This is a genomic window from Allokutzneria oryzae (assembly GCF_042429765.1).
Lineage (GTDB): Bacteria > Actinomycetota > Actinomycetes > Mycobacteriales > Pseudonocardiaceae > Allokutzneria > Allokutzneria oryzae.
The window spans coordinates 226,510-252,826 of record NZ_JBHLZU010000027.1; the positions used below are offsets into that span (position 1 = coordinate 226,510).

At 71.4% G+C, this 26,317-nt stretch carries 1 protein-coding gene (cut by a window edge); it reads right to left on the reverse strand.

All coding sequences use genetic code 11. The features are described from left to right. Positions 1-26,317, reverse strand: partial view of a hypothetical protein gene (locus ACFFQA_RS31755; protein ID WP_377860329.1) — the final stretch only. Its footprint extends 33,299 nt past the window's final position; 26,317 of the gene's 59,616 nt are visible here — the last part of the coding sequence; its start codon lies off the right edge, out of view — the gene reads right to left on this strand; the stop codon is at positions 1-3.

Below are 26,317 nucleotides of genomic sequence, written 5' to 3' on the forward strand. Positions count from 1 at the left end.
TCAGCCGATCGGCCGGCCCCACGCCTGGCCGGTGATCGTCCCGTACTGCTGGATCTCACGCAGCCGGGCGATCGCGTCCGCCACGACCTTGGGGTCGGTGATCCCCGCCGCGTGCAGCCGTGCGGCCAGCCGGTCCACGTTCACCGCGCGCACCGCGGCGAGCAGCTCCGGGCTGAGCTGTGCCGGGTTGCGCAGCTCGTCCAGGACGAACTGCGAGTGGATGATCGCGGTTCCGCGGGCGAGCTCGTCCGCCGTGGGGAACGAGGACCCGTTGTCGACGAGGACGAGACGGCTCTGCGCGTCGTCGACGTAGGTGCTCGGGCCGCGGTTGAGGTTACCGATGACGTAGTCGAACACCGCCACCCGCTGCCGGTCGTACATGGCGTAGTCGGCGAGGCGGACCGACCCGAGGCGCGCACCCGGCAGCAGTGGCTGCGCCGAGCCGCGGCCGAAGAACCCGTCCACCCATTCCGTGGCCACCGGAACGAGGTCGGCCCAGCCCAGCTCCTCGGCGACCCGGTAGGCCGCGATGTCGCGCACCGCCCGGCTGTCGCCCCACGAGACACCCTGCTGCGATTCCAGCGTCCGGTAGACCACGTGCTGGTCCCTGGCCAGCGACGAGACGTAGGTGCCACTGGGACCGTTCTGCAACCTCGCGGGCCTCACGGTGGCGACGGTGGCGATCCGGGCGCGCAGCTGGCGCTCGGCCGGACTGGTGCCGTCTCCGACGTTCGGCAACGGGCGAGCGGGCGGCGCGACCGGAGCCGTGCCGACCGGCCTCGGCTGCTGGGGCGGTGCCGCGGGGCGGGCCAGCCGCTGCTGGACCGCCGTCGAGATCTGACGCGCGTCCGCGGCGGTCCACACCGACGTTGGGCTGGGCCGGCCCGGGTACTCCCTGGTGAGGGCGGTGTAGGCGCCCTGCTGCCCGTGCTTGGCCACCATCTGCTGGTACACGGGGTCGGCCTCCATCGCCGCCGTGCCCATGCGCCGTCCGATCGCGGTCTGGTACTCGCCGCCGGAGTTCTCCGCCCACCCGAACACGCCGACACCGCGTTTCCTCGCGACGTCGGCGAGCACGAACTGCATCGCGGTCTCGGTGTGCGGCGCGCCCGTGACCAGGGCGCCGCCCCGCCGCACGATCAGCTCGGTCCCGGTGACCGAGACGGTCGAGGCCGCTCGGATGCCGCCTCCGTCGGAGGCGACCACGACGAAGTGGGCGTTCGGCAGGTCCTGGTGCAGTCCGGCGGCCAGCGGGTCAGCGGCGGCGGCCGCCGCGAGCCGCTGCTCCATCCAGCGCCAGGCGTCGGTGTTCCGCTCGACCACGTGCACCCGGCCGCCCTCGGCGAAGAACCGGTTGGTCTCCTTGCCGATCAGCTCGATCGCCGACGCGGGCACGGGCGCGTCGACGGCCCGCGCGCCCGGCGCCGGTGCCACCGGCGCGGTCGTCTCGGTGGCAGCGGTCGTCTCGGTGACAGGGGTCGTCTCGGCCGGTGGTGGCGTCGCGGTCGTGACGCGCTCGGCTTCCGGCTCCGCCCGCCAGTCGAGCGACGCCGCCACGTCCTCGGGGCTCGACGGCTGCGCGATCGCCAGTTCCGTGGACTCGCCGGTGATCTTGCCGTTGTCCTGGATCTCCCGGAGCCGGGCGATCGCGGCATCGATCTCGGCATGGCCCAGTCCGGTCAGCCGGAGCTGCTCGGCCAGCTCACCGGTGTCGACCGCGCGGACCGCCTCCAGCACCGACGCGTCGAGCTGCCTGCCCTGCCACTCGCCGATGAACTGCGCGTGGATGTAGGACGAGTGCTTCAACCGGGAGAAGGCCATCTCGTGGTCGACCAGCAGCAGCTGTCCGTCCGGGCCGGTCAGGTAGTTCTCCGGCCCCCGGTCCGCGTTCGCGATGACGTAGTCGACGACGGCCGCTCGCTGCCGGTCCAGCTCCCGGTAGCTCGACATGTCGCCGTGACCGGGGCCGGCGCCGGCGTGCCAGAGCTGCAGCGAACCGCGGCCCCCTGGGCCCTCCCACTCGATCGTGGGGGCCACCAAGTCGGTCCAGGTGAGCGCCTTGGTCAACTGGAACGTGGCGATCTCGCGCGCCGGTCCGGAGTCCGCCCACTGCCTTCCCTTGTCCTGCTGCTTGTAGACGGCCTGCACGTCGTGTTCGTCGATCCGGGCCAGCATCGGCTGGGTGGCGCCGACGCCGATTCGCCAGAGCTCCACGTCCTCCGAGGCCACGGAGAACCACGCCCGCAGGTCCTGCTCGGTGATCTCCCTGGTGACCTCCGCAGGTGCCTCGTCCTCGACCGGCTCGGTCGCCGCGGGGGCGGCGTCCGGGTTCTCCCCGGCGAGCGCGGCCTCCTCGGCGGCCTGCTGCTCCTGGAACCTCTTCACGCGCTGGTCCTCGAAGAACCCCTTCCACGCCTGGCCGGTGATCCTGCCGTTGTTCCGGATCTCCATCAGGCGCTTCACCGCCGCGTCCAGCGCTTCGTCGCCCATGCCGGTGCTACGCAGCCGCTCGACAAGCCGTCCGAGGTCAACCTGCCGCACGGCGCGCAGAGTCGCGGCGCTGAGGGGCTTGTTCCGCCGGTCCCACACGAAGGGGGAGTCGATGAACATCTCCTTCTCGACGACCCTGCCGTCGTTCGGGAAGGAGTTCCCGTGGTCGATCAGCACCAGACGGCCGTCCCGGGTCAGGTAGTTCCCCCCGTGGCGATCGGTGTTGCCGATCACGTAGTCGAACACCGCGGCGCGTTCGACGTCCTCGATGTCGTAGCCCGAGACGTCGTTGGCGTTGTCCGGGTTGATGATCGCCGGAGCGGCGTCGGGCACCCACCGCTGCACGGTGCCGCGTCCCTTCGGGCCGTTGCCCCATTCCGCGGTGGCGGGGACGAGGTCGGTCCAGCCGAGCTCCTCGACGACCTGGTAGGCGCCGACCTCCCGGACGCCCTTGTCGTCGGCCCAGTCGGTGTCCGGGTCGGCCGCCTTGTAGATCAGCCAGTCATCCCGCGAACCGAAGTCGATGATGCGTGGCGCGGACGTTCCCGTGCCGAGCAGCCAGTGGCTGTACTCCTCGGTGGACAGCCGGTGGCGCAGCTCGCGCTCGGCGTCACCGCGGCCGTACTGGTCGAGGCCGTCCGGACCGATGAACGGCTCGTCCGCGTCCTCCACCACGGGGCCCACGACCTTCTCCGTCGTGAGGGCGAGCGCCGCGGGGGACAGGTTCCTGGTCACGACCGAGTGGTCCAGGAAGTCGTTCGCCCAGAGCGTGAGCGCGGCGACAGCGGCGTCGGCCGCGTCGTCCAATCGCTGGCGCACGTCCCCGTCGGTGGCGTGCGGCAGCAGTGCGGCGACCACGTTGAGTTTGGCCAGCTGCCCCACGACCCGCCCGTTGAGCTCGTACTGGTCGTCGTGCGCCGGTTGGGCGTCGTAGAGCTCCACCAGTGCGTCGCCCAGTTGCTCGGCCACCGCCCAGGTCATCTGGGCCGCGTTGATCCGCCAGTGGAGCGCGATCGTCACCTCGGGGCGCCCCGAGGGACCCATCTCGATCGTGTGGTAGTCCCGGAACTTCGAGGAGTCGTGGACCACCCTGAGGATCAGGCTCTGCCCGAACTCGGCGGACGTGATGCCCGTCCACATCGCGCCAGGGGCGTGGTCGACCGAGACACCGGGGATCGCCGCCAGCCACGGGAGCATCGCCCCGTGCTCGTCGTGCCCGTGCTCGCCGTGGAACAGGAAGTCCTCGTGCTCGGCGTCCGGCCGGGTGACGGGTTCCCTGCCCGGGTCCGGTACCCGCTGGCCGATCTCGGGCAGGGGCATGGCCTCCGGCTGCGGCCGCTCCGGGTGCGGCCGGGCAACGGCGACCGCCGCCGCGTTCTCGGCGTGCTCCTCGAGCAGCTCGACGGAGGTGTTGCCGGGACGGACACCGGCGCGCAGTTGCGCGGCGTGGGCGAGTTCGTGGGCCAGGACTCCGACGAGGGTGTCCAAGTCCGCGAACGCCCCGGGGGCCAGCCAGATCTCTCGGCCGTTCCTCGGATCGCCCTCGGCGAAGACCGGGGTGACACCGAGGGCGTCGTTGTTCGCCATCCACCCGAGGTTGTCCGACCGCCGGACGAAGACGACGCGGTCCACCGCGGCGAGGTCGGCTTCCAGGCCCGCGAGCTTGGCGACCTGCACGAGCACCGCCCGCAGCGCCGCGTCCGAGGGCTGGCGGCCGTCGTCGACCGGCTCCACCGGCATACCGGGATCCCCGAACGAGGACTCGTCGCTGGCGTGGGACTCCTCCACCTCGCCGATCTGGCCGCCCCACGCCTCGCCAGTGATCATGCCGTGCTCGCGGATCTCGTTGAGCCGGCCCAGCGCGGCGAGGACCTCCAGCTCACCCATGCCGGTCGCACGGAGCCGCTCGGCCAGCCGGTCCACATCCACCGAGCTGACGGCGTCGAGCACATCGGCGTCGAGGGGCTCGCCCACCAGTTCGCCGACGAACACGTCGTCGATCTCGGTACCGCCGGGGAACCTCAGCATGTCGGCGACGCTCGGGAACGCGTAGCCGTGATCGATCAGGATGAGGCCGTTCTCACTGTCGGTGAGGTAGTTGGCGGGGTTCCGGTCGGTGTTCCCGATGACGTAGTCGAAGACCGCCGCCCGCGCCAGGTCGTACTCGGAGTAGCTGGAGTGCAACCGGAGGGAGGGCCGGGAGCCTTCGGCCCACAGCTGCGCCGACCCTCGCCCCGTCGGCCCGTCGGCCCATTCCGTCGTGGTGGGCACGAGGTCGGCCCAGCCGAGCTCCTCGGCCACCCGGGACGCCGCGATCTCCCGCACCTGGCCGCTGTTCACCCAGGTGCTGGAGCCGGAGAGCGGCTTGTACGCCACCTTGGTGCTGTCCGCGAGCGTGGCGACGGAGGGGGCGGTGCTCCCCCTCCCGATGGGCTTGATCTTCCGGTCCGCTTCCGAGCCCGCGGCCAGCCGGCTGCGCAGCTCGCGCTCCGCGGCGCTGGTGCCGTCCTCGGCGATGTCCGGCTCGGCGGGGGAGCCCTTCTCGATCTCCCCCTGCCACGCCTCGCCGGTGATCATGCCGTTGTCCTGGATCTCCCGCAGCCGCTCCACGGCGTCGGAGATCTCCCGCTGGTTCAGCCGGGACTTGCGCAGCACCGCGGTGAGCTGTTCCGGGGTGACCCGGCGGACGGCGTCCAGCACCGCTTCGCTGAGCTCGAGACCGATGTGCTCCACGACGAAGGGGGAGACGATCGTCGGCGTGGTGTCCCGCCACTGGTCCTCGGTGGGCAACGACAGGGTGTTGCCGATCAGCCGGAGCCCGTTGTCCTCAGTGGTGAGGTAGTTGTCCCTGCCACGGTCCATGCTCGCGAGGACGTAGTCCATGACGGCGGCCCGTTCGGTGTCCTCGCGCTCGTACCGGGTGATGTCGTCGTGACCGGGCCGGGCGCCCTCGACCCATGCCTGCACCGAGCCGCGCCCGTGCGGGCCCCGCACCCAGTCCGCGGTGGTCGGGACGAGGTCCTGCCAGCCGAACAGCTCGGCCGTCCGTGAGGCGGTCACCTCCCTGCGCGGCCCCGTGTCCTCCCAGTCCGGGTTGTCCGGGGCGGACAGCTCCGCCTCGTACACCGCACGCCCGTCGGGGAACTCGGCCAGGTAGAGGCCGTTGCCGCCCTCGCCGAGCTCGGTGATGTCGGCCCCGGCGACCCTGGCCAGCAGCTCCTGTTCGGCCGCACTGATCGGCGCGGCCTTGCCGACCACGTCGGAGCTGCTGATCCCGGGCTCGATCAGGCCGTCCCACCGCTCGCCGGTGATCATGCCGTTGTCCCTGACCTCGCGCAGCCGGTCCAGCGCGGCGTCGATCTCCGCGTCGTCCAGCCCTGCCGCGCGCAGCCGCGCGGCCAGCCGGTCGACGTCCACCGACGCGAGCGCCTCGACCACCGAGGCGTCCAGCGACTCGTTCAGCCACTCCACGACGAACGCCGATGCGATGCCCAGATCCGGGTTCTCCGTCAGCAGTTCCTGGGGCTGGAAGGTGAACCCGTGGTCGATCAGGACCAGCTTCCCGTTGACCGTGAGGTAGTTGTCGGTGTTGCGGTCGAGATTGCCGATGACGTAGTCGAACACCGCGGCCCGCTGCCGGTCGAGCTCGTCGTAGGCGGCGATGTCCCTGTGGCCGACATCGGCGCCGTGGACCCACCTCTGGACCGAGCCGCGTCCCTTCGGCCCGTCCGGCCACTCGGTGGTCGTGGGGACGAGATCGGCCCAGCCGAGCTCCTCCGCCATGCGGAACGCGGCGACCTCGCGCGCTTCGTCGCTGAAGGCCCACTCGAAGCGCTCGTCGAGCGCCTTGTAGACCGCGTCGGTGTCGTCGGGGAGGGTGACGAGATCGGCCTGGGAGCCGCCGAGCCCGAGCCGCCTGAGGTCCTCGAACCTCGCGAGCTCCGCCACCAGCTCGCGCTCGGCCGCGCTCGCGCCGGTCCGCTCGTCGACGTCGGTGTCGTTCGCGGTCAGCTCCGCCTGGAGCCGCTCCGCGGTCGCCATCTGTTCGACGAGCGTGTAAGTCAGCGTGTCCATGTCCGCGAACGCGTTGGGGGACAACAGGACGACCTTGCCGCCCTGATCGGCTGGTGTGGAACCGAGTGTCTGTTCCTCCGCCAGCCGGCCGACCGCAGGCGACTCGTTGAGGATGATGACGTTGTCGAGCGTGTTCAGCCACTCGGTCAGGCCCGCGCGTTCGGCGGCCTGGCGGACGGTCCGCATGGTCTGGGGCAGACCGCCTTCCGCCGCGGCCACGTCGGTGTCGCTGCTCGACTCGACCGCGCTGAGGAAGCTCGCACCGCGTTGGATGTCACCGTCCCAGGTCTCGCCGGTGATCTTGCCGTTGTTCTGGATCTCCTGGAGCCGGGCGAGCGCACGGGTGATCTCCGCGTCCTCGATGCCCGCCGCGCGCAGGCGCTCCGTCAGGAGGTTCACGTCGATGTTGGCGACCGCTTCGAGCACGCGCGCGTCGAGTTGCTCGTCGAGCACCCACAGCACGAACTCGGACTGCAGCGGCAACCGGTCGCTCAACTCGCCCATGCTCGCGTCGTAGAAGCTGGCCGCGTTGTCGATCAGGACCAGCTTCCCGTTCACCGTGAGGTAGTCACCGGTGTTGCGGTCGATGTTGCCGATGATGTAGTCGAACACCGCGGCCCGCTGCACGTCGAACGCGTCGTACCTGGTGATGTCGGGGTAAGGAGCCCGCGAATCCGCCACCCACAGCTGCGCCGAGCCGCGCCCGTCCGGCCCGTCGGCCCACTCCGTGGTGACCGGAACCAGGTCGGCCCACCCCAGCTCCTCGGCCAGCCGGTAGGCGGCGACCTCGCGTGCTGGCTGGCTGTCCGTCCAGTTGCCGTGCTCGTCCGACTTGTAGACGGCCTTGTCGTCGTTGTCCAGCCTGATGATGACGGCCCTGGAGCCCGTGTACTGGAAGGGCGGCGCGGTGACGTCGTCCAGCCGCGCGAGCAGCGCGCGCTCAGCGGGGCTGGAACCGTCCTCGGCGATGCCGTCCCCGCCGTGGAGCAGGAACTCGTCGTTCTCCCTGCCGGGCTCCAGGGGGCGTCGGCCCTCGGTGGACATCTCCACGGAGTCTGGCGTCGCACCGCGGGCGAGGGACGCGCCCTCCTCCGTGTTGTCGGGGCTGAGCCCTGCCTGGAGCCGCTTCGCGATCGCCAGCTGTTCGACGAGCGTGGAAGTCAGCGTGTCCATGTCCACGAACGCGTTGGGGGACAACAGGACGACCCTGCCGTCCTGATCGACTGGCGTGGAACCGAGCTTCTGTTCCCGCTCCAGCCGCGCGGTCATGAGCGTGTCATTGGCGATCACGACGTTGTCGAGCGTCTCCAGCGCGCTGGTGAGACCCGCGAGCTCGGCGGCTTCCCGCACCGTCTGCATCGTCTGCGGCAGGCCGGCCGCTGTCGCCGGGACGGAGTCGGCACCCACCTCGGCCGCGGGACGGCCATGGGTTCGCGTGCCGGCCTCGATGACGCCGCCCCAGGTCTCCCCGGTGATCTTCCGGTTGTCCCGGATCTCCTGGAGTCGGGCGACGGCGTCCGCGATCTCCGAGTCCTCGATGCCGAGCGCCCGCAGTCGCTGCGTCAACCGGTCCACGTTCACGTTGTCCACGGCCGCGAGCACTCGTGGGTCGAGAGTCTCGCCCCGCATCCGCAGCACGAACTCCGACTGCAGCGGCATCTCGTCGCCCGCGTCGCGCATGAGCTCGGTGAGGAAGCTGAGGCCGTGGTCGATCAGCACCAGCTTGCCGTTCGCCGTGAGGTAGTTGCTGGTGTTGCGGTCGAAGTTGCCGATGACGTAGTCGACGACCGCTGTCCGCTGCACGTCGTACATCCCGTACTCGGCGATGTCCTGGTGCGGGGCACGGGAGTCCGGCACCCACAGCTGAGCCGAACCGCGACCGTCCGGCCCGTCGGTCCACTCCGTGGTGACCGGCATCAGGTCGCTCCAGGAGAGTTCCTCGACCACCCGGAAGGCGGCGATCTCGCGCGCCTCCTGGCTGGCTGGCCAGTCGTCCTCCCCCTCCGCCTTGTAGACGACCTTGTCGTCACCGTCGAGCGGAGTGATCTTGGCCATAGAGCCGCCGTAGCGGTAAGGCGTGGCGGTGACGTCGTCCAGCCGCGCCCGCAGCGCGCGCTCGGCCGGGCTGGATCCGTCCTCGGCGATGCCGTCCCCGTCGTGGAGCAGGACTTCGTGGTCGACGGCTTCCGTCGCCTCCCGCGCCTCGTTCGGTGCCTCGGCGCCCCGGGCGGTCGCCGCTGCCTGGTCCTGTTCTGCGAGGCGGCCCAGCTGGTGCCTGACCTGGAGAGCGACCTGCTCGGCGTCCTCCGAAGTCCACACCGAGGTGTAGAGCGTCTCCCCGGGATACGTCTCCTGGAACTTGGTGAAAGCGTTCTCCACACCGTGTTCTGCCACCAGCTCCTGGTAGAGCCAGTCGAGTTCCAGCGCGTGCTCGTTGAGGCGACGGCCGAGCGCGTTGTGGTAGCCCTCGGCGGCGGGGTCCTCGACCGCGTCGAGCACGGCGAGCCCGTTCTGCATGGCGACCTCGGCGAGCATGAGCTGCGTCGCCGTCCTGGCGCCGGGCGCGCCCTCGAAGGGGGTTCCTCCGCGCGTCATCAGGCTGTCCTCGGTGACCGAGGCGGTGGTCGCCGCAAGGATCGTGCCGTCGGGGGCGTAGGCGACCACCGCGAGGTTCGCGTCGGCGTCGAACAGCGACTCGTCCGCCTGCCGCTGGAACCACTCCCACTGCGGTGTCCCGGGCTGTGCGACCAGCAGCTGCCCGCCCGCGCCGAAGAAGCGATGCGCGTCCTGCGCGATGAAGTCGATGGCCGCGAGCGGAACACCGTCCCCGACGTTCTCCGTGAGGGGTGCCACCTCCGGCCGCGCCGGTTCGACCGGCACGGCACCGTTGTGCCACGCGTCCTTCGGCCACTCGAAGTGCCCGTCCCACTTCTCGCCGGTGATCATTCCGCGCTGCTGGATCTCACCGAGCCGCGCCTGCGCGCCGGCGATCTGCTCCTCGCCGAAGCCCAGCTCGCGAAGGATCTCGCCGAGCCTGTCGACGCTCAGGGCCTGGACCTGGGCCATCACCCCGGCGCCGAGCGGCTCGTTGCGCTGCATCCGCACGAAGTCGGACAACAGCGGGCGCTCCGGCCCGGTCAGCTGGGCCATGGGCGGGAACGAGTAGCCGTGGTCGATCAGGATGAACCGGTTGTCGCCGATCGAGAGGTAGTTGGCGCCGCCCCGGTCCATGTTCGCCATGACGTAGTCGAGCACCGCGGCCCGCTGCACGTCGACGGCGTCGTAGCCCTGGGCGTTGCGGTTGCCCGCCCTGGTGTTCGGGACCCACACCTGGACCGAACCCCGGCCGTGCTCTCCTTCCCACCACGCGGTGACGGGAACGAGGTCCTGCCAGCCGAGGGCTTTCGCCAGCTCGGAGGCGCCGACCTCGCGCATCGGCCTGCCGTCGGGCACCCCCGGCATGCCGGGCAGCTCCTCTTCGGGCTTGTAGACACCGATGATGCCGTCGGCGTCGCTGACCACGTAGGCCCCGCTGCCGCCGATCTCCAGCCTCCGCACGCTCACGTTGCCCGACAGCCGCTCCAGCAGCTGTCGCTCGTGGTGCTCGCCGTGGAGCAGGAACTCCCGGTGTTCCGTACCCGGGACCGGCGGTTCCTGGCCGAGGGTGGGCATGGGCACCGGCTGGGGCGCGAAGCCGCGTGCTCTGCTGATGGCGGCGTGTGCCTCGGCGTGGGCGTGCCTTTCGAGCAGGTCGACGGAGGTGTTGGCGGGGGTGAGCCCGGCGCGCAGCTGCTTGGCGTGGGCGAGCTCGTGGGCCAGGACCTCGACCAGCGTGTCCATGTTCGCGAAGGCCGCGGGCGCCAGCCAGATCTCGTCACCGCCCCTGCGCGGCGTGCCGTCCTCGCCGGTCACCACGACCGGGGTCGCACCAAGGGCGTTCTCCTCCTCGAACCACCCGAGGGTCTCCTCGCTGTGGTCGAGGACGAGGTTGCCGATCGCGGCCAGATCGGCCTCAAGACCTGCCAGCTGCGCCGCGCGCTGGACGACCTCCGGTGTCATGGGCAGGGCGGTGCCCGGCTGCGGCACGGTCGTGAGGGAGTCCTCGGCGATCGGGAGGTACTCACCGGGCAGGTTCTCGCCCCGGATGCGGCGGTCCCAGGACTGGCCGGTGATCGTGCCGTGCTCCCGCATCTCCCACAGGCGCCCGAGCGCGGCCTGGACCTCGTACTCACCGAGGCCCGCCGAGCGGAGCGCGGCGGCGACGGCGTCGGGGTCGACCGCGCGCAGTTCCGCCAGAACCCGCGCGTCGAACGGCAGGTTCACCTGCTCCAGCACGAAGTCGGACGTGATCGCCGTGGTCGCGAGCTGCGCGTGGGCCCGCGTCGGCAGGGAGTACCGGTCGCCCAACATGACGAGACGGCCGTCCGCCCCGGTGCCGTACCTGCTGGCGGTGGTCCTGGCGAGCAGGTAGTCCATGGCCGCCGCGCGTTGCCGGTCGAGCGCGTCGTACGCGTTCTCCGGGCTCGTGGGGTCGAGGCCGGGGATGTGCTGCTGCACCACACCGCGACCCAGCGCGCCGTTCCACGGAGTGGTCGGCGTGCCGAGGTGCTGCCACCCCAACGCGTCCAGGGTCCGCCAGTGCGCGACAAGGCGGTTCGTCGCGGCATCGGGCTTGTTGGGGAAGAGGGGGTCGTCCCGTTCCGGCGTGAAGGTGCCGATCGGGTCGTCGGCGGGGCCGATGCGGTACTCGCCGTACACCCGCTTCACCTGGCTCGCCTCCGGGGAGGCCAAGCGGACGGCGAGGTCGGCCTCACCGTCGTTCAGGCCCTCCGTGGAGACCTCGGCGATGGGGCCGAACTGAGGCAGGCTCGCCACGTCGATCCCGGCGAACTCCGCCGGGACGGTCGTCTCCTCGGGAGCGGCGGAGGCCGGGAGGTCGACGGGAGTGCCGTCGGAGCGCTCGACCCGCGCCGCCTGCCCGGTGATCATGCCGTGGTTCTGCATCTCCTCGACCCGCGCGATCACCCCGGCGATCTCGTGCTCGTCGAAGCCGTCCCCGCGCAGCCGCTCCGCGAGCCGGTCGGTGAACACCATGTCCAGCTTGATCATCGTCCGCTCGTCGAACCGGACGCCCACCTGGTTCGCGACGAAGTCCGACCGGACGGCGGTCCAGTTCGCGGTGACCCCCTGCGGGGTCCGCGGCGGGAAGGAGGTGTGGTTGACGGTCAGCACCAGTTCGCCGTCCGGCCCGGTCGCGTACGTGCCGTACTCGCGGCCGGTGTGCCCGATCGCGTAGTCGAGCACCGCCGCCCATTCCTGGTCCAGCTCGTCGTAGTCCCGGACGTCCAGGTGACCCGGTTCGGTGTCGGGGACCGTCCGGTGCACGGCACCGGAACCGTGCGGGCCGGGCCAGGTCGTGGCCGTGGTGATCAGCTCGGCGAGGTCGAACTCCTCGGCGACGTGCGCGGCGCCGACCACCCGGCGCGGCCTGCCGTCCAGCCCGTCGGCGAAGTCGGCGTGCGGCCGCAGCGGCATGTACTCGCCGACCGGTTCGCCGCCCTCGCTGACCTGGAACCGGTCGGGGCCGGTGGCGATCGGCGCGTCCGACACGGACACCGCGCCCGCCAGCTGCTCCCGCAGCTCCTGCTCCGCGGGCAGCGGCGCGACCGTCTCGACCTCACTCAGCCCCGACAGCAGTTCATCGACGGCGTCCGCGTCCTGCCGCGTGTCCGCCACCGCGGCGTCGCCGACACCCAGGAGCTTGCGGATGTTGTGCAGGGCGGTGTTCGCCGAGTCGCTGGTGCCTGGCAGGCCGCCGGGGGAGTACCGGGCCGATGCCACCGCCAGGTCGACGACGTTGAGCTGCAGCAGCAGGTAGTTGACCCGGCTCTCGGTCACCACGCCGGGCCACACCCGGTTGTAGCCCTCCGCGAACGCGTTCACCACGCGGAGCAGCGCGGGCAGGTTGTCCTTCAGGTGGTAGTGGGCCTCGGTCACGAAGACGTCGAAGTCCACGAGCGGGTCGCCGAAGTCAGAAAGGACGGGCGACTCGTTCTTCGTGTCCATCACTGTCTGGGGCCGGGCGGCGATCGTCGGGACACCACCCTCCCGCAGCGAGTTCGCCATCTTCTCCATGTCGATGACGTACACCTGGCCGTCGGAGCTGAGGAGCAGGTTGCCGGGGTGGTAGTCGTTGTGCGTCACCGAGACCCGGCCGCTGCCGGTGTTCCCCAGCTCCCGCTCCGCCGTCAGGATCGCCTCCTCGATGACGGCGGAGGTGGGGGTGAGACCGATGGCGTCGGTGAAGCCGCGGTTCTCCAGCACCGAACGCAGCCGGGCGGAGGCGAGCCGCTCCTCGGGAAGGTGGAACGGTTCCGGCCGCTGGCTGTCGTCCACGGACATCAGGCCCAGCGTCGCCGCGTGCTCGCCCGCCTGCGGGGCGGCGGCGACCAGGGCCTCCAGGGCGTCCCGCTGCTCCGAGCCCGCACTGGGAACGCGAGTCGTCTGGATCAGCTCGTGCAGCGACCGCGCTCCCGGAACGAACCGCGAGATGGTGAGTCCCGTCGCGTCCGGAGCTCCCGGCGTGCCGACCACACCGGCCTCGACCGGGGGCATGATCGGAACGGATCGACCGGCCCGCTGGAAGTGCTGTTCCAGCGCGGCGAAGGACTGCATGTCACGGGCGTAGCGACCCAGCGCCGAGTAGTCACCCGCGGCCCAGCCGTCGTACAGCTTGACCACGCCGACCGGTTCACCGGCCGTGCGGTCGAACACGAGGTAGACGCCGTCCTGGACGAACTGGAAAGCCACGCTCGCGGGATCGGACAGGCCGAGTGCCTCGGCGGCCAGGGCGGTCATGGTCGGCCGGTGCGGGTTGTTGGGCCTGCTCAGCGCGGCTCGCGCCTCGCTGCCGCTCAGCTCCGGCACCAGCCTGGGCGTGTTCTCGGCGAACTCGTGGAGCGCCGCGTTGTTGCCCGCCGGTTCGGCCAGGTGGTCGGGCGGCAGCAGCCGCAGGTTCAGTGCGAGGTCCATCGTCTGCCGGACCCGCTCCGCCGGGCTCCGGGGAAGGTCGGAGGACTCCGGCGGGGCTGTGCCCAGCCGTTCCCCGACCTGGTCGGCGATCTGCCGGGCGTCCTCGGTGGACCAGATCGAGTTGAAGTCCTCGGCGCCGAACCGCGACACCGTCTCGTTCATCCGGCGGCCGATCGCGTTGTGGAACGGCCTCGCGTCCTCGTCGGTGACGCTGCGGACGGACAGGTTCCGCTCGGCCACGTACTCGGCGAGGGCGAGCTCGACGGCGACCGCGGCCCCGCGCACGCCGGGCGCGTGCGAGCTGCCGAGGGTGTCGATCTCGACGTGCCCGTCTTCCTCGGTGATCCTGGCGGCGGCGTGCAGTTCGCCGTTCACGTGCGCCACGACGAACTTCTCGCCGTACTGCAACGCGTCCTTGAGGTAGGAGCGGCCGGTGTCGGCCCTGCGGTCGCCCGTCGGGGCGTCCGCCATGTTCCGCGCCTGCTCGAAGAAGCCGATCCAGCGGTCGTCCGCGATCCCGTCGATGATCTCGACCTGGCCGCCGAGCGAGCGGAACTCGTTGGTGTGGAAGGAGATGAAGTCGATCGCCTCGGCCGGGACGCCCTGGCCGACGTTCGGCGGGACATCGGCGACGGCGGGCGGACGGCTGTCTGCCTCGGCACGGGTGGAGCCGGAGGCGTCGGAGTTGGTGGAGGTGTCAGCGAGCCGCGCGTTCACCGAGTCGGCGATCTGCCGCACGTCGTCGGTGGACCAGATCGAGTTGAAGGGCTCCTCTTCGTCGGGGCGTTCGATCGTCTCGTCCAGCTTGCGCCCGACCGCGTTGTGGAACACCTCGACATCGGACCCGGAGTCGGTGACACCGAAGACGGGCAGACCCTCCGACGCGGCGTACTCGGCCAGCCCGTGCTCCACGGCGACCCCGGCGCCCCGCACCCCGGAATGCGCGCTGCCGAGCGTGTTGGCCCTCAGGTAGCCGTCCACGTGGGTGACCCCCATGGCGGCATGGAGCCTGCCGTCCACGTGGGCGACGATGAACGTGTCGCCGAACTGGAGCGCGTCGCCCAGGTAGCGGCGGCCGACCTCCACGCGGCTCTCGCCGTCCTGCCGCGGCGCGAGCCCCTCGGCCTGGTACCGGAAGCCGATCAGGTTCTCGTCGCCTTCGCGGAGGATCTCGATCTTTCCGCCCTGTGCGCGGAACTCCTTGGTGTGGAAGGAGATGAAGTCGATCGCCTCGGCCGGGACGCCCTGCCCGACATTCGGCGGGACATCGGCGACGGTGGGCCGCCGGACTACGCCGTCAGCGTCATCTCCGGTCGCGGTGGCGTGTCCGTCCGCTCCACGAGCACCGTCGTCCTGCCCTCGGCCCGTGCCCTCGGCGTCGGGAACTCCACCCCGAGCACCCGCCACCGGTTGTCCGTCTCCGGATCCCGCAGCACCAGGTCGTCCGTCAGCGTCCCCGCCGTCAGATACCCCGACACCAGCAGCCCCGCCCTGGTCGGCAGGTCGTCCACGATCGTCACCCGGAACTCCACCGCTGTCACCGTTGTCTCCTCCATCGGGGTTCTGGTCCGTGTTCGCCGTCGTGTCCGGCGCGCCGGTGAGCCTGCCGGTTTCCTGGACCACCCTCAACTTGGCCAGGTAGAGCTGGAGCCCCTCCTCGCCTTCGGCGACCCGGTCGAGTCCGGTGGCCCGCAGCCGTGCCTCGTGCTGCTCCAGGTCCAGCGCGCGGATCTTGTCCAGGATCTCCGGGCGCAGTCGGCGGGTGGCGTCGGACAGTTCGGCGTTGGCGATGTGGTGGGCGAACGGCGAGCGCCGCGGGTTGCGGATGAACAGGTCCGACCAGTCCGTGCCCGTCAGCACCATGGCGTTGTCGATCAGGTGCAGATGGCCGTCGGACAGCTGGTTCGGCGGGTTCAGCGCGTCGCCGGGCTTGCGATCGATGTTGTCGGTCAGCCAGTCGAGGGCTGCCGCCCACTCGACCTCGGCCTCGTCGAAGACCGAGAGGTCGTGCGCGGAGACGGGCTTGGCGTCGGGGATGAACAGCTGGGCGATGCCCGGTCCGTTCGGGCCGTTCAGCCACGGCACTGTCAGGGGGACCAGCCCCTCCGGCGCGCCGAGGTCCTCGGCGATCCTGGAGAACACCCACTCGCGGACCGACTGGCCGTCCAGCCCGTCGGCGCTGCCCAGCGTGGTGAGCGAGACCTTGTTGATGACGCTGGTGCCGTCGTTCGTCGTCACGCGGTTGGTGTTGTTGAGCGACGCGGCGTTGGCGTTGTCTGCCGCCGAGTCGTCGTCGCCGTAGCGGCCGACGACCGCGTCCTGGACGCGCTCCTGCTCGGACCTGCCGTCCGTGGGGGCGGGTGCGGTGTCTTCCAGGTCGGGGGTTCCGGCGAGGAAGGCGTCGATGTCGTCGCCGTCGAACGTGAAGTCGGCGAACTCGCCGAGATCAGCGTCTTCCGCGGTGCTGCTGTCGTCCTTCGGGGCTGGCGCGGTGTCTTCCAGATCGGGGACCCCGGCGAGGAAGTCGTCGAGGTTGTCGCCGACCTTGAAGTCGGCGAACTCGCCAAGATCGGGCTCTTCGGCCTTGGCGTCCGCAGGCGTGGGCGCGGTGTCTTCCAAGTCGGGTGCGTTGGCGAGGAAGTCGTCGAGGTCGCCGTCGACCTTGAACGCCGCGAACTCGCCCAGGTCGGCGTCGTCGAGGGCGGCAGCGTCGTCCGAGGTGGCACTCGCCGTGTCCTCCGCGCCGATGCGGGACTGGCCCCGAACACCGGTCGCGAGGCTGTCCACCAGCCGCTGCTCGGCATCGCTCAGCATCGCGTCGCCGGAGCCCTGCGGTGACACGTGCGGGGAGTGGAACAGCACCGGGACCGGGCCCTGCGCCAGCGGCAGGTGCGCGTAGTCCGCCGCGTCCGGCATCGGCGGGGCGGTGCCCTCGTCGAGCCGGCCGTGCAGCCGGGCCTTGGCGGCCTCGGCGTGCGCACGGGCGTTGGCCTCCAGCACCTCCACCGGGGTGTTGCCCGGGTTGTGGCCGTCGCGCAGCTGGCCCGCGTGCGCCAGCTCCTCCGCGAGGGTGTCCACGAGGGTGTCGAGGCTGGAGAAGGCCCCTGGGGACAGCCATATCCTCCTGGGCTCGCCCTCCGGCAGCGCCTCCGCCTGGATCATGCCGAGCGCCCGTTCCCGCTCCATCATCTCCAGCGTCGCCCGGTGACCGGGGTCGCTCGGGTCGAGGAGGGTGATCTCCACGCCCGTGCGGTGGTCGAGCCCCGCCAGGTCGGCAGCCCACTCGACCGAGGCCATGCCCACCGGCAGCTGGCGCTGGTCGATGTCGGAGGCCCGGACACCGGCGGCCTGCGTCTGCGCCTGCTCCGGGACCGCGACGTCCGGGTCCGCCGCGCGGACCAGCTGGTCGAGGTCGCCCTCGGTCCAGCTCTCCGGCAGCCCGCTCCCGTCGACCCCGTACCGGTCCAGGACCTCGTGCAGCCGCGCGCCCTCGTCGGCGTTGAGCTCACGCAGGATCGCCGAGGTCCTCGGGTCCAGCACGCCGGTGACCGCCTCGAACCGCAGGCGGATGTCGGTGAGGTTGCGCGCCGCGTCGACGTAGCCGTTGCCGTACTCCAGCGCGTACTGCGCCCGCTCCGACGCGATCACCGAGGAGTCGCGGAAGAGCAGCTGGGAGTTGAGCTCCCGGCGCTGGATGGCGCCACGCATGTTCCAGCCCGCCGTGATGCTGTTGACCGCCGTCGAGATCGCCGCGCTGGTCGCCTGGACGCCCAGCTTGACCGGGTTGATCCCGCCCGCGGCGATCTGGCTGGCGCTGCGGCCGACCAGGCTGCCGACGTTGCCGGAGCCGATCTCCAGCCGCGCGAAGCTGCCCAAGCTGGCCGCCCCGCTCGGGCCGTGGTGCTCGACGGTGACCATCGACTCGATCTCGCGGAGCAGGCCGCGCGCGTCGGTGCCCAGGGCCAGCGCGTCGGTGTCGCCCGCGTTGGGCTTGAGCGCCGTCGTCCCGCCAGGAACCGGCTCCATGAGGCTCAGCAGCATGAAGCGCCGGTGCTTGCTCTGGGCCTTGGCGTTGAGCTCCCAGACACCGGGGTTGTCCACGGTGTCGACCATGAGCAGGTACATCCCCCTGCTGATCCGTCGCACGCGGGCGACGTGCGGGATCGCGGTCAGCTCGCCGTCGGTGAACAGCGCCTCGAAGTCGTCGACGAGCTTGTCCCTCGCGGTGGCGTACTCGTGCGCGGTCAGCTCGTCCAGCAGCGGCTGGAGCCGCGCGGCGACGTCGGGGTCGTCGCTCGCCGCCTTCGCGATCACCTCGCGCAGCGCTTCGGTGGTCTGCCGCAACCGCTCCGTGCCGTGCCGCGCCAGGTCGTCCATCGACCGCGAGGTCAGGGACTCCGGGCGCAGCGGCTTGCGCATGTTCTCGTTCGACTGCTCCAGCTCGCGCCTGCTGGTGATGACGCTGGCGACGCCCTGGCCGACGGCCTGGCCCATCTCGACGAACGCCTGGCCCGCCGCCACGATGTCGCCCTGCGCCGTGCTGGTGGCCGCGTTCAGACCGCCGCTGCCGAACGCCCGGATACCGGCGTTCATCGCGAGCTGGCGCTTCTCGTACGGGTGCAGGTGGAAGGACGTGGCCATGACGTCGTCGAGGTGCTCGGTCACCCAGCGCTGGGCCTCCTCGGCGCTCTGCCGGGTGCCCTCCTGCGTCCACTGGGTGGGCAGCAGCATCTGGAACCGGCGGACGTCCTTGCCGCCCTCGGTCGACATGCCCGAGTTGGTGGTGTTGGGGATGTACCCGCCCAGCAGCGCGTCGGAGGCCGACAGCGCGATCTCGATGACCGCGGGCAGCTTGGGGTTGAGCCGGGCGCGCTTCGCGGTGATGACCACGACCGGGCGCTCGCCGTCGTCGCCGTCGAAGCGGATGTCGGCCTTCTGGACCCCGTCCATCCCTTCCGCGTGCGCCTTCAGGTCCTCTGCCGCCTGCCGCACCATCGCCGCCGGGGTGTCCGGCACCAGGTCCACCGGAGCCGACGCCGAAGCCGGCAGGTGCCGCTGGATGTCGGCGTGCACCTCGTCGAGAAGCCCCACCGAGGCCGCCATCAGCCTGAGCGAGGTGTCGGCGACCTGGATGCGGTCGTCCGCGCTGAAGATCTTCTCCCCGCGCTGGCGGTAGCGGATCGCGTCGGAGTAGATCGCCGCGGCCACCTGGCCGTGCCTGGAGTTGAAGTAGTTCGCGAACGTCGTGCCCACCCTGGAGCCCAGGCTGGCCGCGGTGGCGGCCATGAGCATCTCCAGGCTCCCCGCGTTGTCCGACAGGTGTTCGGAGAGCGCGGTGAAGCCGCCGATGACGGCAGCGTCCACGGGGAACAGGGTGAGCTGTTCCTTGGCGAGCTTGCTCAGTTCCGGTTGGTACATCACCGCGGCGGCGGCCGTCACGGCACTGGCGAACTTCGCCGCGAGCGCGTCTTCGAGCACCGGGTCCGGGGCGTCGTGGAGGTTCGGAGCGAGGGTGATCCAGTAACGCAGCAGGGAGTCGGAGACCTCGGCCCCCTTGAGGTACTGGTCGGAGTGCGACTGCGCGGACTCCACAAGCGAGATCTGCACGCTCTCCGCGCCCGGCCGGTCGACGCGGAGCGTGCCGAAGTCGTGCGGCTCACTGCCCGCGCGGGCGTCCTGCGCCGCGTTCGGCTCCGCGCTCCACCGCGCGCTGTCCCGCATCGACTCGATCAGAGCGGCGACCTCGTCGCTGACCACGTACTTCGTCAGGAAGCTGCCGCCGCGCACGTCAGCGACGAGTCGCTCGGCGGCCGCACCCACCCGCGCGGCGAACTCCGCGCGTTCGGCGTCGGTGAGCCGCCGCACCTCCTCCGGAGCGGAGGCGTCGGGAAGGCCGGCTTCGGTGCCCGCCCGCGCCGCCAGCCGCTCCCTGAGCGTGGACGACCCCTCGGCCAGCTGCTGCTTGGTCGGCCCGATGCCGCCGCGCCACGCGGCACGCAGCCTGCCCAGCTGGTTGCCCGCCTCGGTCTCCTTGCCCCACGAGGTGAAGAACGTGACCGGGTGCAGCGCGGAGGCCCACAGGCTCTGCGCCAGCCTGCCCGCGAGGTACGCGCCGCTCAAGCCCAGTCCCGTCAGCACGGAGACCGAGCTGCCGAGCACCGCGCCGACCGCGCCGCCGCCCTCGCTCAGCAGCGCGGTGCGGGCGAGCGTGATGGGGTAGGGCACCTGGGGGACGTAGTCGGCCGCCTCGGCGAGGATGATCTCGCCGAGCGCCGCGTCGATCTCCTCGACGGAGGCGTCCCGCCGGACGTCCAGCACCAGCTGGGTGCCCTGGACCCAGCCGTCCGGGAACTCCTGGGCGCGGCGCACCGCCGGTGCGCCCGGGTCGTCGGTGAGCCTGGTCTGCACGGTGAACCCGGGCCGGAACTGCTTGAGCCCCCGCGCGTGCCCGGACAACCACGCGATGCTGGTCACCGAGGTGAATCCGGGGGTCCGCGCCTGCTCGACCGTGGGCAGCGCGTAGGAGGAGAAGGAGAAGCTGACGGCGTTGATCGGTGCCTCGACGACCTGCTTGCCGAAGATCCTGAAGAGCCGGTCGTTGAACCGGCCCCGCACCGAGGGGTCGCCGTAGTTCCTGGTCCGGAGCAGGTGCCAGGCGGCGGCGAGTGCGGGCTCCGGGTGTTCGCCGCGCTTGGTCAGCTCCTCGACCAGCCGCAGGCCGTCCGTCGGCGTCGCACCGTCGCGGAAGCGCGGGTGCCCCGTCACGACCTTCTCCAGCCACCGCAAGCGCTTCTTGGCACCGTCGAAGACCTCGTTCAGCGCGAGACCGTGGTCCCGGCCGTCACCGCTGACCAGCAGCCGCAGCTGCGTCTCCACCTGGTCCAGACCGGCCGCGAGGCGCCGGACGTCCTCCGGCTGGGCCGTGTCGGCGACCAGCGCGGCGAAGTCGGCCGCCCGGCCACCCTCGTGCCCGGCCGCCCGCAGCGCCGTCACCAGGTCCTGGTGGTTGCCGAGCAGGGTGAGCAGCCGCTCGATCGAGTCGAGGTCCCTGCCGGTGACGGCGTTCATCCCCGGCCAGCGGCCCGGCTTCGGGTCGGCGGCGAAGACCGGCTTCGCCCGGTCGGTGATGCCAACACCGGTCTCTGCGTGGGCGAGGAGGACCGGGTTGTCGCGGTACAGGTCCTCCAGCGCGTCCGACGCGTTCTCGACGGCCTCCAACGCCTGGTCGAGCTCGACGACCAGCTTGTCGGCCTCCGCCAGCGCCTTGTCGGCCCACTGCCGCTCGATGGCGGCGAACCCGTCCAGTTCGGCGGTGGTGATCGGCTTGCCGAACAGCTCGGTCGTGCCGCCGTTGCGCTCCGCCTCCTCCGCGGCCTCGGACCACTCCGCCAGCTTGTCGAGCGCGATGTCGACGGCGTCGATGTGCGGCTGCCGCCGCCGCGCGATGTCGATGACCACGTCGAGCGCGTCGGCGATCCGCCGGTAGTGCTCGGCCAGCTCGGACTGGGTCGCGGCCAGTCCGGGCTCGGTGGCGGCGGCGTGCCGCTCGGCGAGACCGCGCATCTCGGTGGCGAGCGCGACGGCGTCCGCGAGGAGCTGGTGGGAGGCGCCGATCGGCTCGCTCCCGGTGGCGGTGACGCCCTCCTGCGCCGCCGCGCCGCTCTCGATGAAGGACTCCCACGTCGAGCGCAGCCCGAACACGTTGTCCATCGCCAGCCGCAGACCTTGGAGGGCCACCTCGTCAGCGCGGAACTCCTCCCGCTGAGCCTGCTGCTCCGCGGCTGCCGTCGTGTCCGGAGCCTCGGCCGGTGCGGTCGCCTCCGGCTCGGCGGCCCGCCCGCCGGAGTCGTCTCCGCTGGAGTCGTCCGCAACGCCGCCGCTGTCGCCGTCGTCTCCCCGGTCGGGGTTGTCGCCGTCGGGGCGCGCCGTGTCCGGGTTCCCGGTGAGCCTGCCGGTCTCCCGCAGCACCTTCAGCTTGGCCAGGTACTGCTGGAGCCCGGCCTCACCCCCGACGACGTCGGCCAGACCCGTTGCCCTGAGCCGGGCCTCGTGCCACTCCAGGTCCAGCGCCCGGACCTTCTCCAGGATCTCGGGCCGCACCTGGCGCTGCGGGTCGGCGAGCTCGGCGGAGACCACCTTGTGGGCGAAGGGCGAGCGCAGCTCCCCCCGCTTGATCATGTAGTCCGACCAGTCGTCACCGGGGAACGTCAGGCCGTTGTCGTTCAGGTACAGGTGGACGCCGTCGAAGAGCTGGTTCGGCGGGTCCGTGTCGTCACCGGGCTTGCGGTCGATGTTGTCGGTCAGCCAGTCGAGCACCCCGGCCCACTCGACCTCGGCCTCGTCGAAGATCGAGAGATCCTGGTTGGACACCGGTTCGGCGTTGTGGACCCAGTCCTGGGCGATACCGGGCCCGTTCGGCCCATCAGGCCACGGCGTCGTCGTGGGCACCAGCCTGGGGGGAGCGCCCAGGTCCTCGGCGGCCCGGGAGAACGCCGACTCGCGGACACCCTGCGGGTCCTTCGCCCCGGTCTTGGCGTCCGCCGTGAGCGAGACCTTGTTGAAGACGTCAGTGCCGTCGTTCAGCGTGACGCGCTGGCTGTTGTTCAGCGAACGCCCGGCCGGGGTCGTGTCCGCCACGGCGGACGCGCTGTCCTCCAGGTCGGCGAACCCGGCGAGGATCGCGTCCACGTCGGCATCCGCGTCCCCGCTGTCCTCCAGGTCGGGGAAGCTCGCCAGCAGTGCGTCGACGTCGACCTCGGCATCGCTGTCCGGCTCCGCCGCGGGCTCCGCCGTGGTGTCGGCCGGGCGAGCGCCCCGTGGTTCGTGGCCGAGAGCCCCGGTCGCGAGGCGGTCCTGCAACGCCCGCTCGGCGTCGCTCATCAGCGGATCGCCGTGGCTGTGGGACTCGCTGTGGCTGTGGAACAGCAGCGGGACCGGGTCCTGCGCCAGCGGCAGGTGCGCGAACACCTCCGGCGGCGGCATGATCGGGGTGTTGCTCTCGTTGAGCAGCCCGTTCAGACGGGCCACCGCGGCGCGGCCGTGGGCGTGCGCGTTGGACTCCAACACCACCAGCGGCGTGTTGCCCGGCGTCAGGCCCTCCCGCAGCTGCTCGGCGTGCCGCAGCTCGTGCGCGACGGTCTCCACCAGGGTTTCCAGGTTGGCGAAGGCCGACGGCGCCAGCCAGATCACCCGGCCGCCCTTGTCGACCGGCGTGGCGCCCAGCGCCCGCTCCCGCTCCATCATCGCCAGCGTCGCCGGGTCGTCGACCACGACGATCTCGTCGATCTGGGTCGTGTCCAGCCGCACCAGCCCGGCCGCCCACTCGGCGGCCGCCTGTGACGGCGGCAGCTCCGGGCGCGTGTGGACCGGTTCGGCCTCCGGGAGCGGGGGCGGCTCCGGGGCCTCCTGGTCCGGGTGGACCTCCCGGACCACCTGGTCGAGGTCGTCGAAGCTCCAGCCCGCGGGCAGCCGGCTCGCGTCGATCTCGTAGGTGGCCAGCAGCTCGGCGAACGAGGACTCCTGCGCACCCAGCTGCCTGCGCAGGATCTCCACCGTCATCGGCGAGAGCCGCCCGGTGTGCAGGGCGTGCTCCAGGTAGACGTCGGTGAGCTCCGCGTGCGCGTCGGCGAAGCCGTTCGCGTAGCCGACGGCGTACAGGATCCTGTCGGGCGACATCACCTTGGAGTCGCGGGACAGGACGTACATGTTCAGCTCGCCGCGCTGGAACGTCCCCTTGGAGTGCCATCCGGCCGCGGTCACGTTCAGGCCGGTCGAGATGACCGCGCTGCTGACCTGGATACCCGTCTTCACGGGGTCGAGGCCCGCACCGGCCGCCTGGCTGGTGACCCGGCCGATCAGGCCGGGGAGGTTGCCGGTACCGGCGTCCTGGAGCAGGAAGGCGCCCTGGCTCGGCACGCCCGTCGCCCCGTGGTGGTAGATCGCCACCCACGACTCGATCAGCGGGAGCAGGCCCCGCGCGTCGCTGCCCATGGCCAGGGCGTGCGTGTCGCCGCCGTTGGGCACCAGCAGGCTGTTGGGCTCCCCCGGGACGGGCGGCAGCAGCCGGAGGTTCATGAAGCGCGGGTGCTTGCCCTCCACCTTGGCCTTGAGGTCCTTCGGACCGGGGTTCTCGGAGATGTCGACCCGCAGCTGGTACTGGCCGCGGCCGATGCGCCTGATGTCGCCCAGGTACGGGATGCCGGCGAGCTCCCCGGCGTCGATCAGCGCGTCGAAGTCGTCGATGATCTGTTCGGGATCGACGTCGTGCGCCTGCGCGCGGTCGACCAGTGGCTGGAGCCGCGCGGCCAGGTCGGGATCGGTGACGGTCCCGAGCAGTTCGGTCACCGCCTGACTGGTCTGGCGCAGCCGGTTGGAGGTGTGCCGCACCCAGTCGTCCATCGCGCGCGGTGTCACCGCCTGCGGCTTCAGCCCGGTGCGCAGGGTCGCCGCGTTCTGCTCCATGATGCGGCGCGCGGTGATGACCGTGGTCATGCTCTCACCGATCGCCGTCACCGCGTCCGAGAAGGACTGCCCCATCGCGACCGTGTCGCCCTGCGCGGTGCTGACCATGGCGTTGAGCACGCCGCGGCCCATGGACCGGATGCCGGCGTTCCAGGCGAGCTGGCGCTTCTCCCTGGGGTGCACCAGCCGCTCGGTGGCCGCGATCTCGTTCAGGTGCTCGGTCAGCCACTGCTCGGCCTCGGCGACCGTGAGCTCCGTCCCGTCCTCGGTCCACTGCGTCGGCAGCAGCATCGCGAACTCGCGGACGTCCTTGCGGTTCTCGGTCCTGATGTCCGCGTGCGTGGTGAACGGGCTGAACGCGCCGGGCAGGTTCGCCGACTCCGACAGCGCGATCCGGATCACCGCGGGCATCTTCGGGTTGCGCAGCTCCGGCTTGCTGTTGATGACCACCACCGGGCGGAAGCCGTCCTCCGCGTCCAGCTCGATGCGGACGCTCTCGACCCGGCTCAGGGTCTCCGCCTCGGCCTTCAGGTGCTTGGCCGCCACCAGCAGCATCGCGGTGTGGCGGACGACCGATTCTGGTTCGGGCGCCGTGCCCGGATGGATGGGGCCCACCAACGCGTCGTCGATCGGGACCCGGACGGGGGAGTCCTGGTTCTCGTAGGTGAGGACGACGACCGGCCGGAAGCCGTCGTTCTCGTCCAGCTCGATGTGCGCCGACTTGAGGTGCTCATCGGGGTGCTCCATCTGCGCGGCCGCCATCTGCTTGGCGGCCACGAGCAGCTCCCCGAGGTCGTCCTCGGCGACCAGCCGGCCGGTCGGCTTGGGCGGCAGCTGCGACTCGACCTCCGCGCGCAGTCCGTCCAGCATCTGCGTCGCGGCGCCGACCAGGTCCAGCGCGTTGCCCGCGTGCCTGGTCTGGTCGTCGACGCTGGCGAGCTCCTGCCCGGCCTGGCGTTCGCGGCTCGCCGCGGCGTACAGCGCCGCCGCGGCCTTGCGGTGCCTGAAGTTGATGTAGGCCTGCAGGGTGGACCCGGCGCGGATGCCGAGGCTGCTGGCGATCATCGGGGGCAGCAGCGGCAGGGTGCTGGAGAGGACGGAGAACATGACCATGAGAGGGATGTCCAGCCTGGCCATCAGGAACTTCTCATGGGCGTAGGTCTTCAGTTCCGGCTGGAACATCACCCGGGACGCGTCACCGGTGAGCGTGCCGTACTTCGCGGCGATCGCGGCCTCGACCGCCGCCTGCCCCTCGTCGAACAGGTTCGGCGCGATCTTGATCCAGTACCGCAGCTCCGACTTGCCGACGTCGGCGCCCTTGATGAACTGGTCGGTGTGCGACATGTCGCCCTCGACCAGGGAGACCTTCACCGTCTCACCCGTCGGCAGGGTGCCGACCAGCGTGCCGAGGTCGTTGGGCGTCTGGCCCGCTGAAGCGTCGGCAGCGGCGATCGTGTCTTCCGACCACGTCACCGTGGTCATCTGCTGGAACAGCTTGGCGATGTCCGGGCTCTGCGAGTGGTTCCTGAGGAAGGTGCCGTCGCGTAGTTGCGCGGCGATCGACTCGCCGGCCTCGCGCACCCACTGGGTGAACTGGACCCGCTCCGCGTCAGTGAGCTCGCGCGTCCGCTCGTAGGGGCGCACGTTCGGCAGGTCGACGCCGAACACCTCCGCGGCGGGCGCCATGCGGTTGCGCGTGGTGAAGGTCTGGTCGGTGATCTGCCTGTTGGTCGGTCCGATGCCACCGCGCCAGGTCGAGCGCAGCCTTCGGGCCGCGTTGCCCGCCTCCGTGCTCTTGCCGGCGTAGGTGTACCAGGCCGCGGTCCCGAACAGCGTCGACCACAGGCTCACGGCCAGCAGACCGGCGAAGTACGGCCCCATGAGCGGCATGCCCAGCAGCGCGACGATCCCGGCGCCGACGGCGAGACCGCCGAGGTTGCCCGCCTGGTACAGCAGCGTGGAACGGACGTCGACGGCGGTCGGCGGGACCTGTGGCACGTAGTTGGCCGCCTCGGCGAGCAGGATCTCGCGCAGCGCCGCGTCGATCTCGTCCTTCGTCGCGTCGGCGCGGACGTCCAGCACCAGCTGGCCGCGCTCCACCCAGCCGTCCTTGGCGAGGTCCGAGCGGCGCACCGCGGGCGCCGCCGGGTCGTCGACGACCCGCAGCTGCAGGGTGAAGCCGGGGCGGAACAGCCGGAGGGGGCCGGAGTTCCACGACGTGTTGAGCACCGTGGTGAAGGTGGGGTTGGCCGCCTCGTGC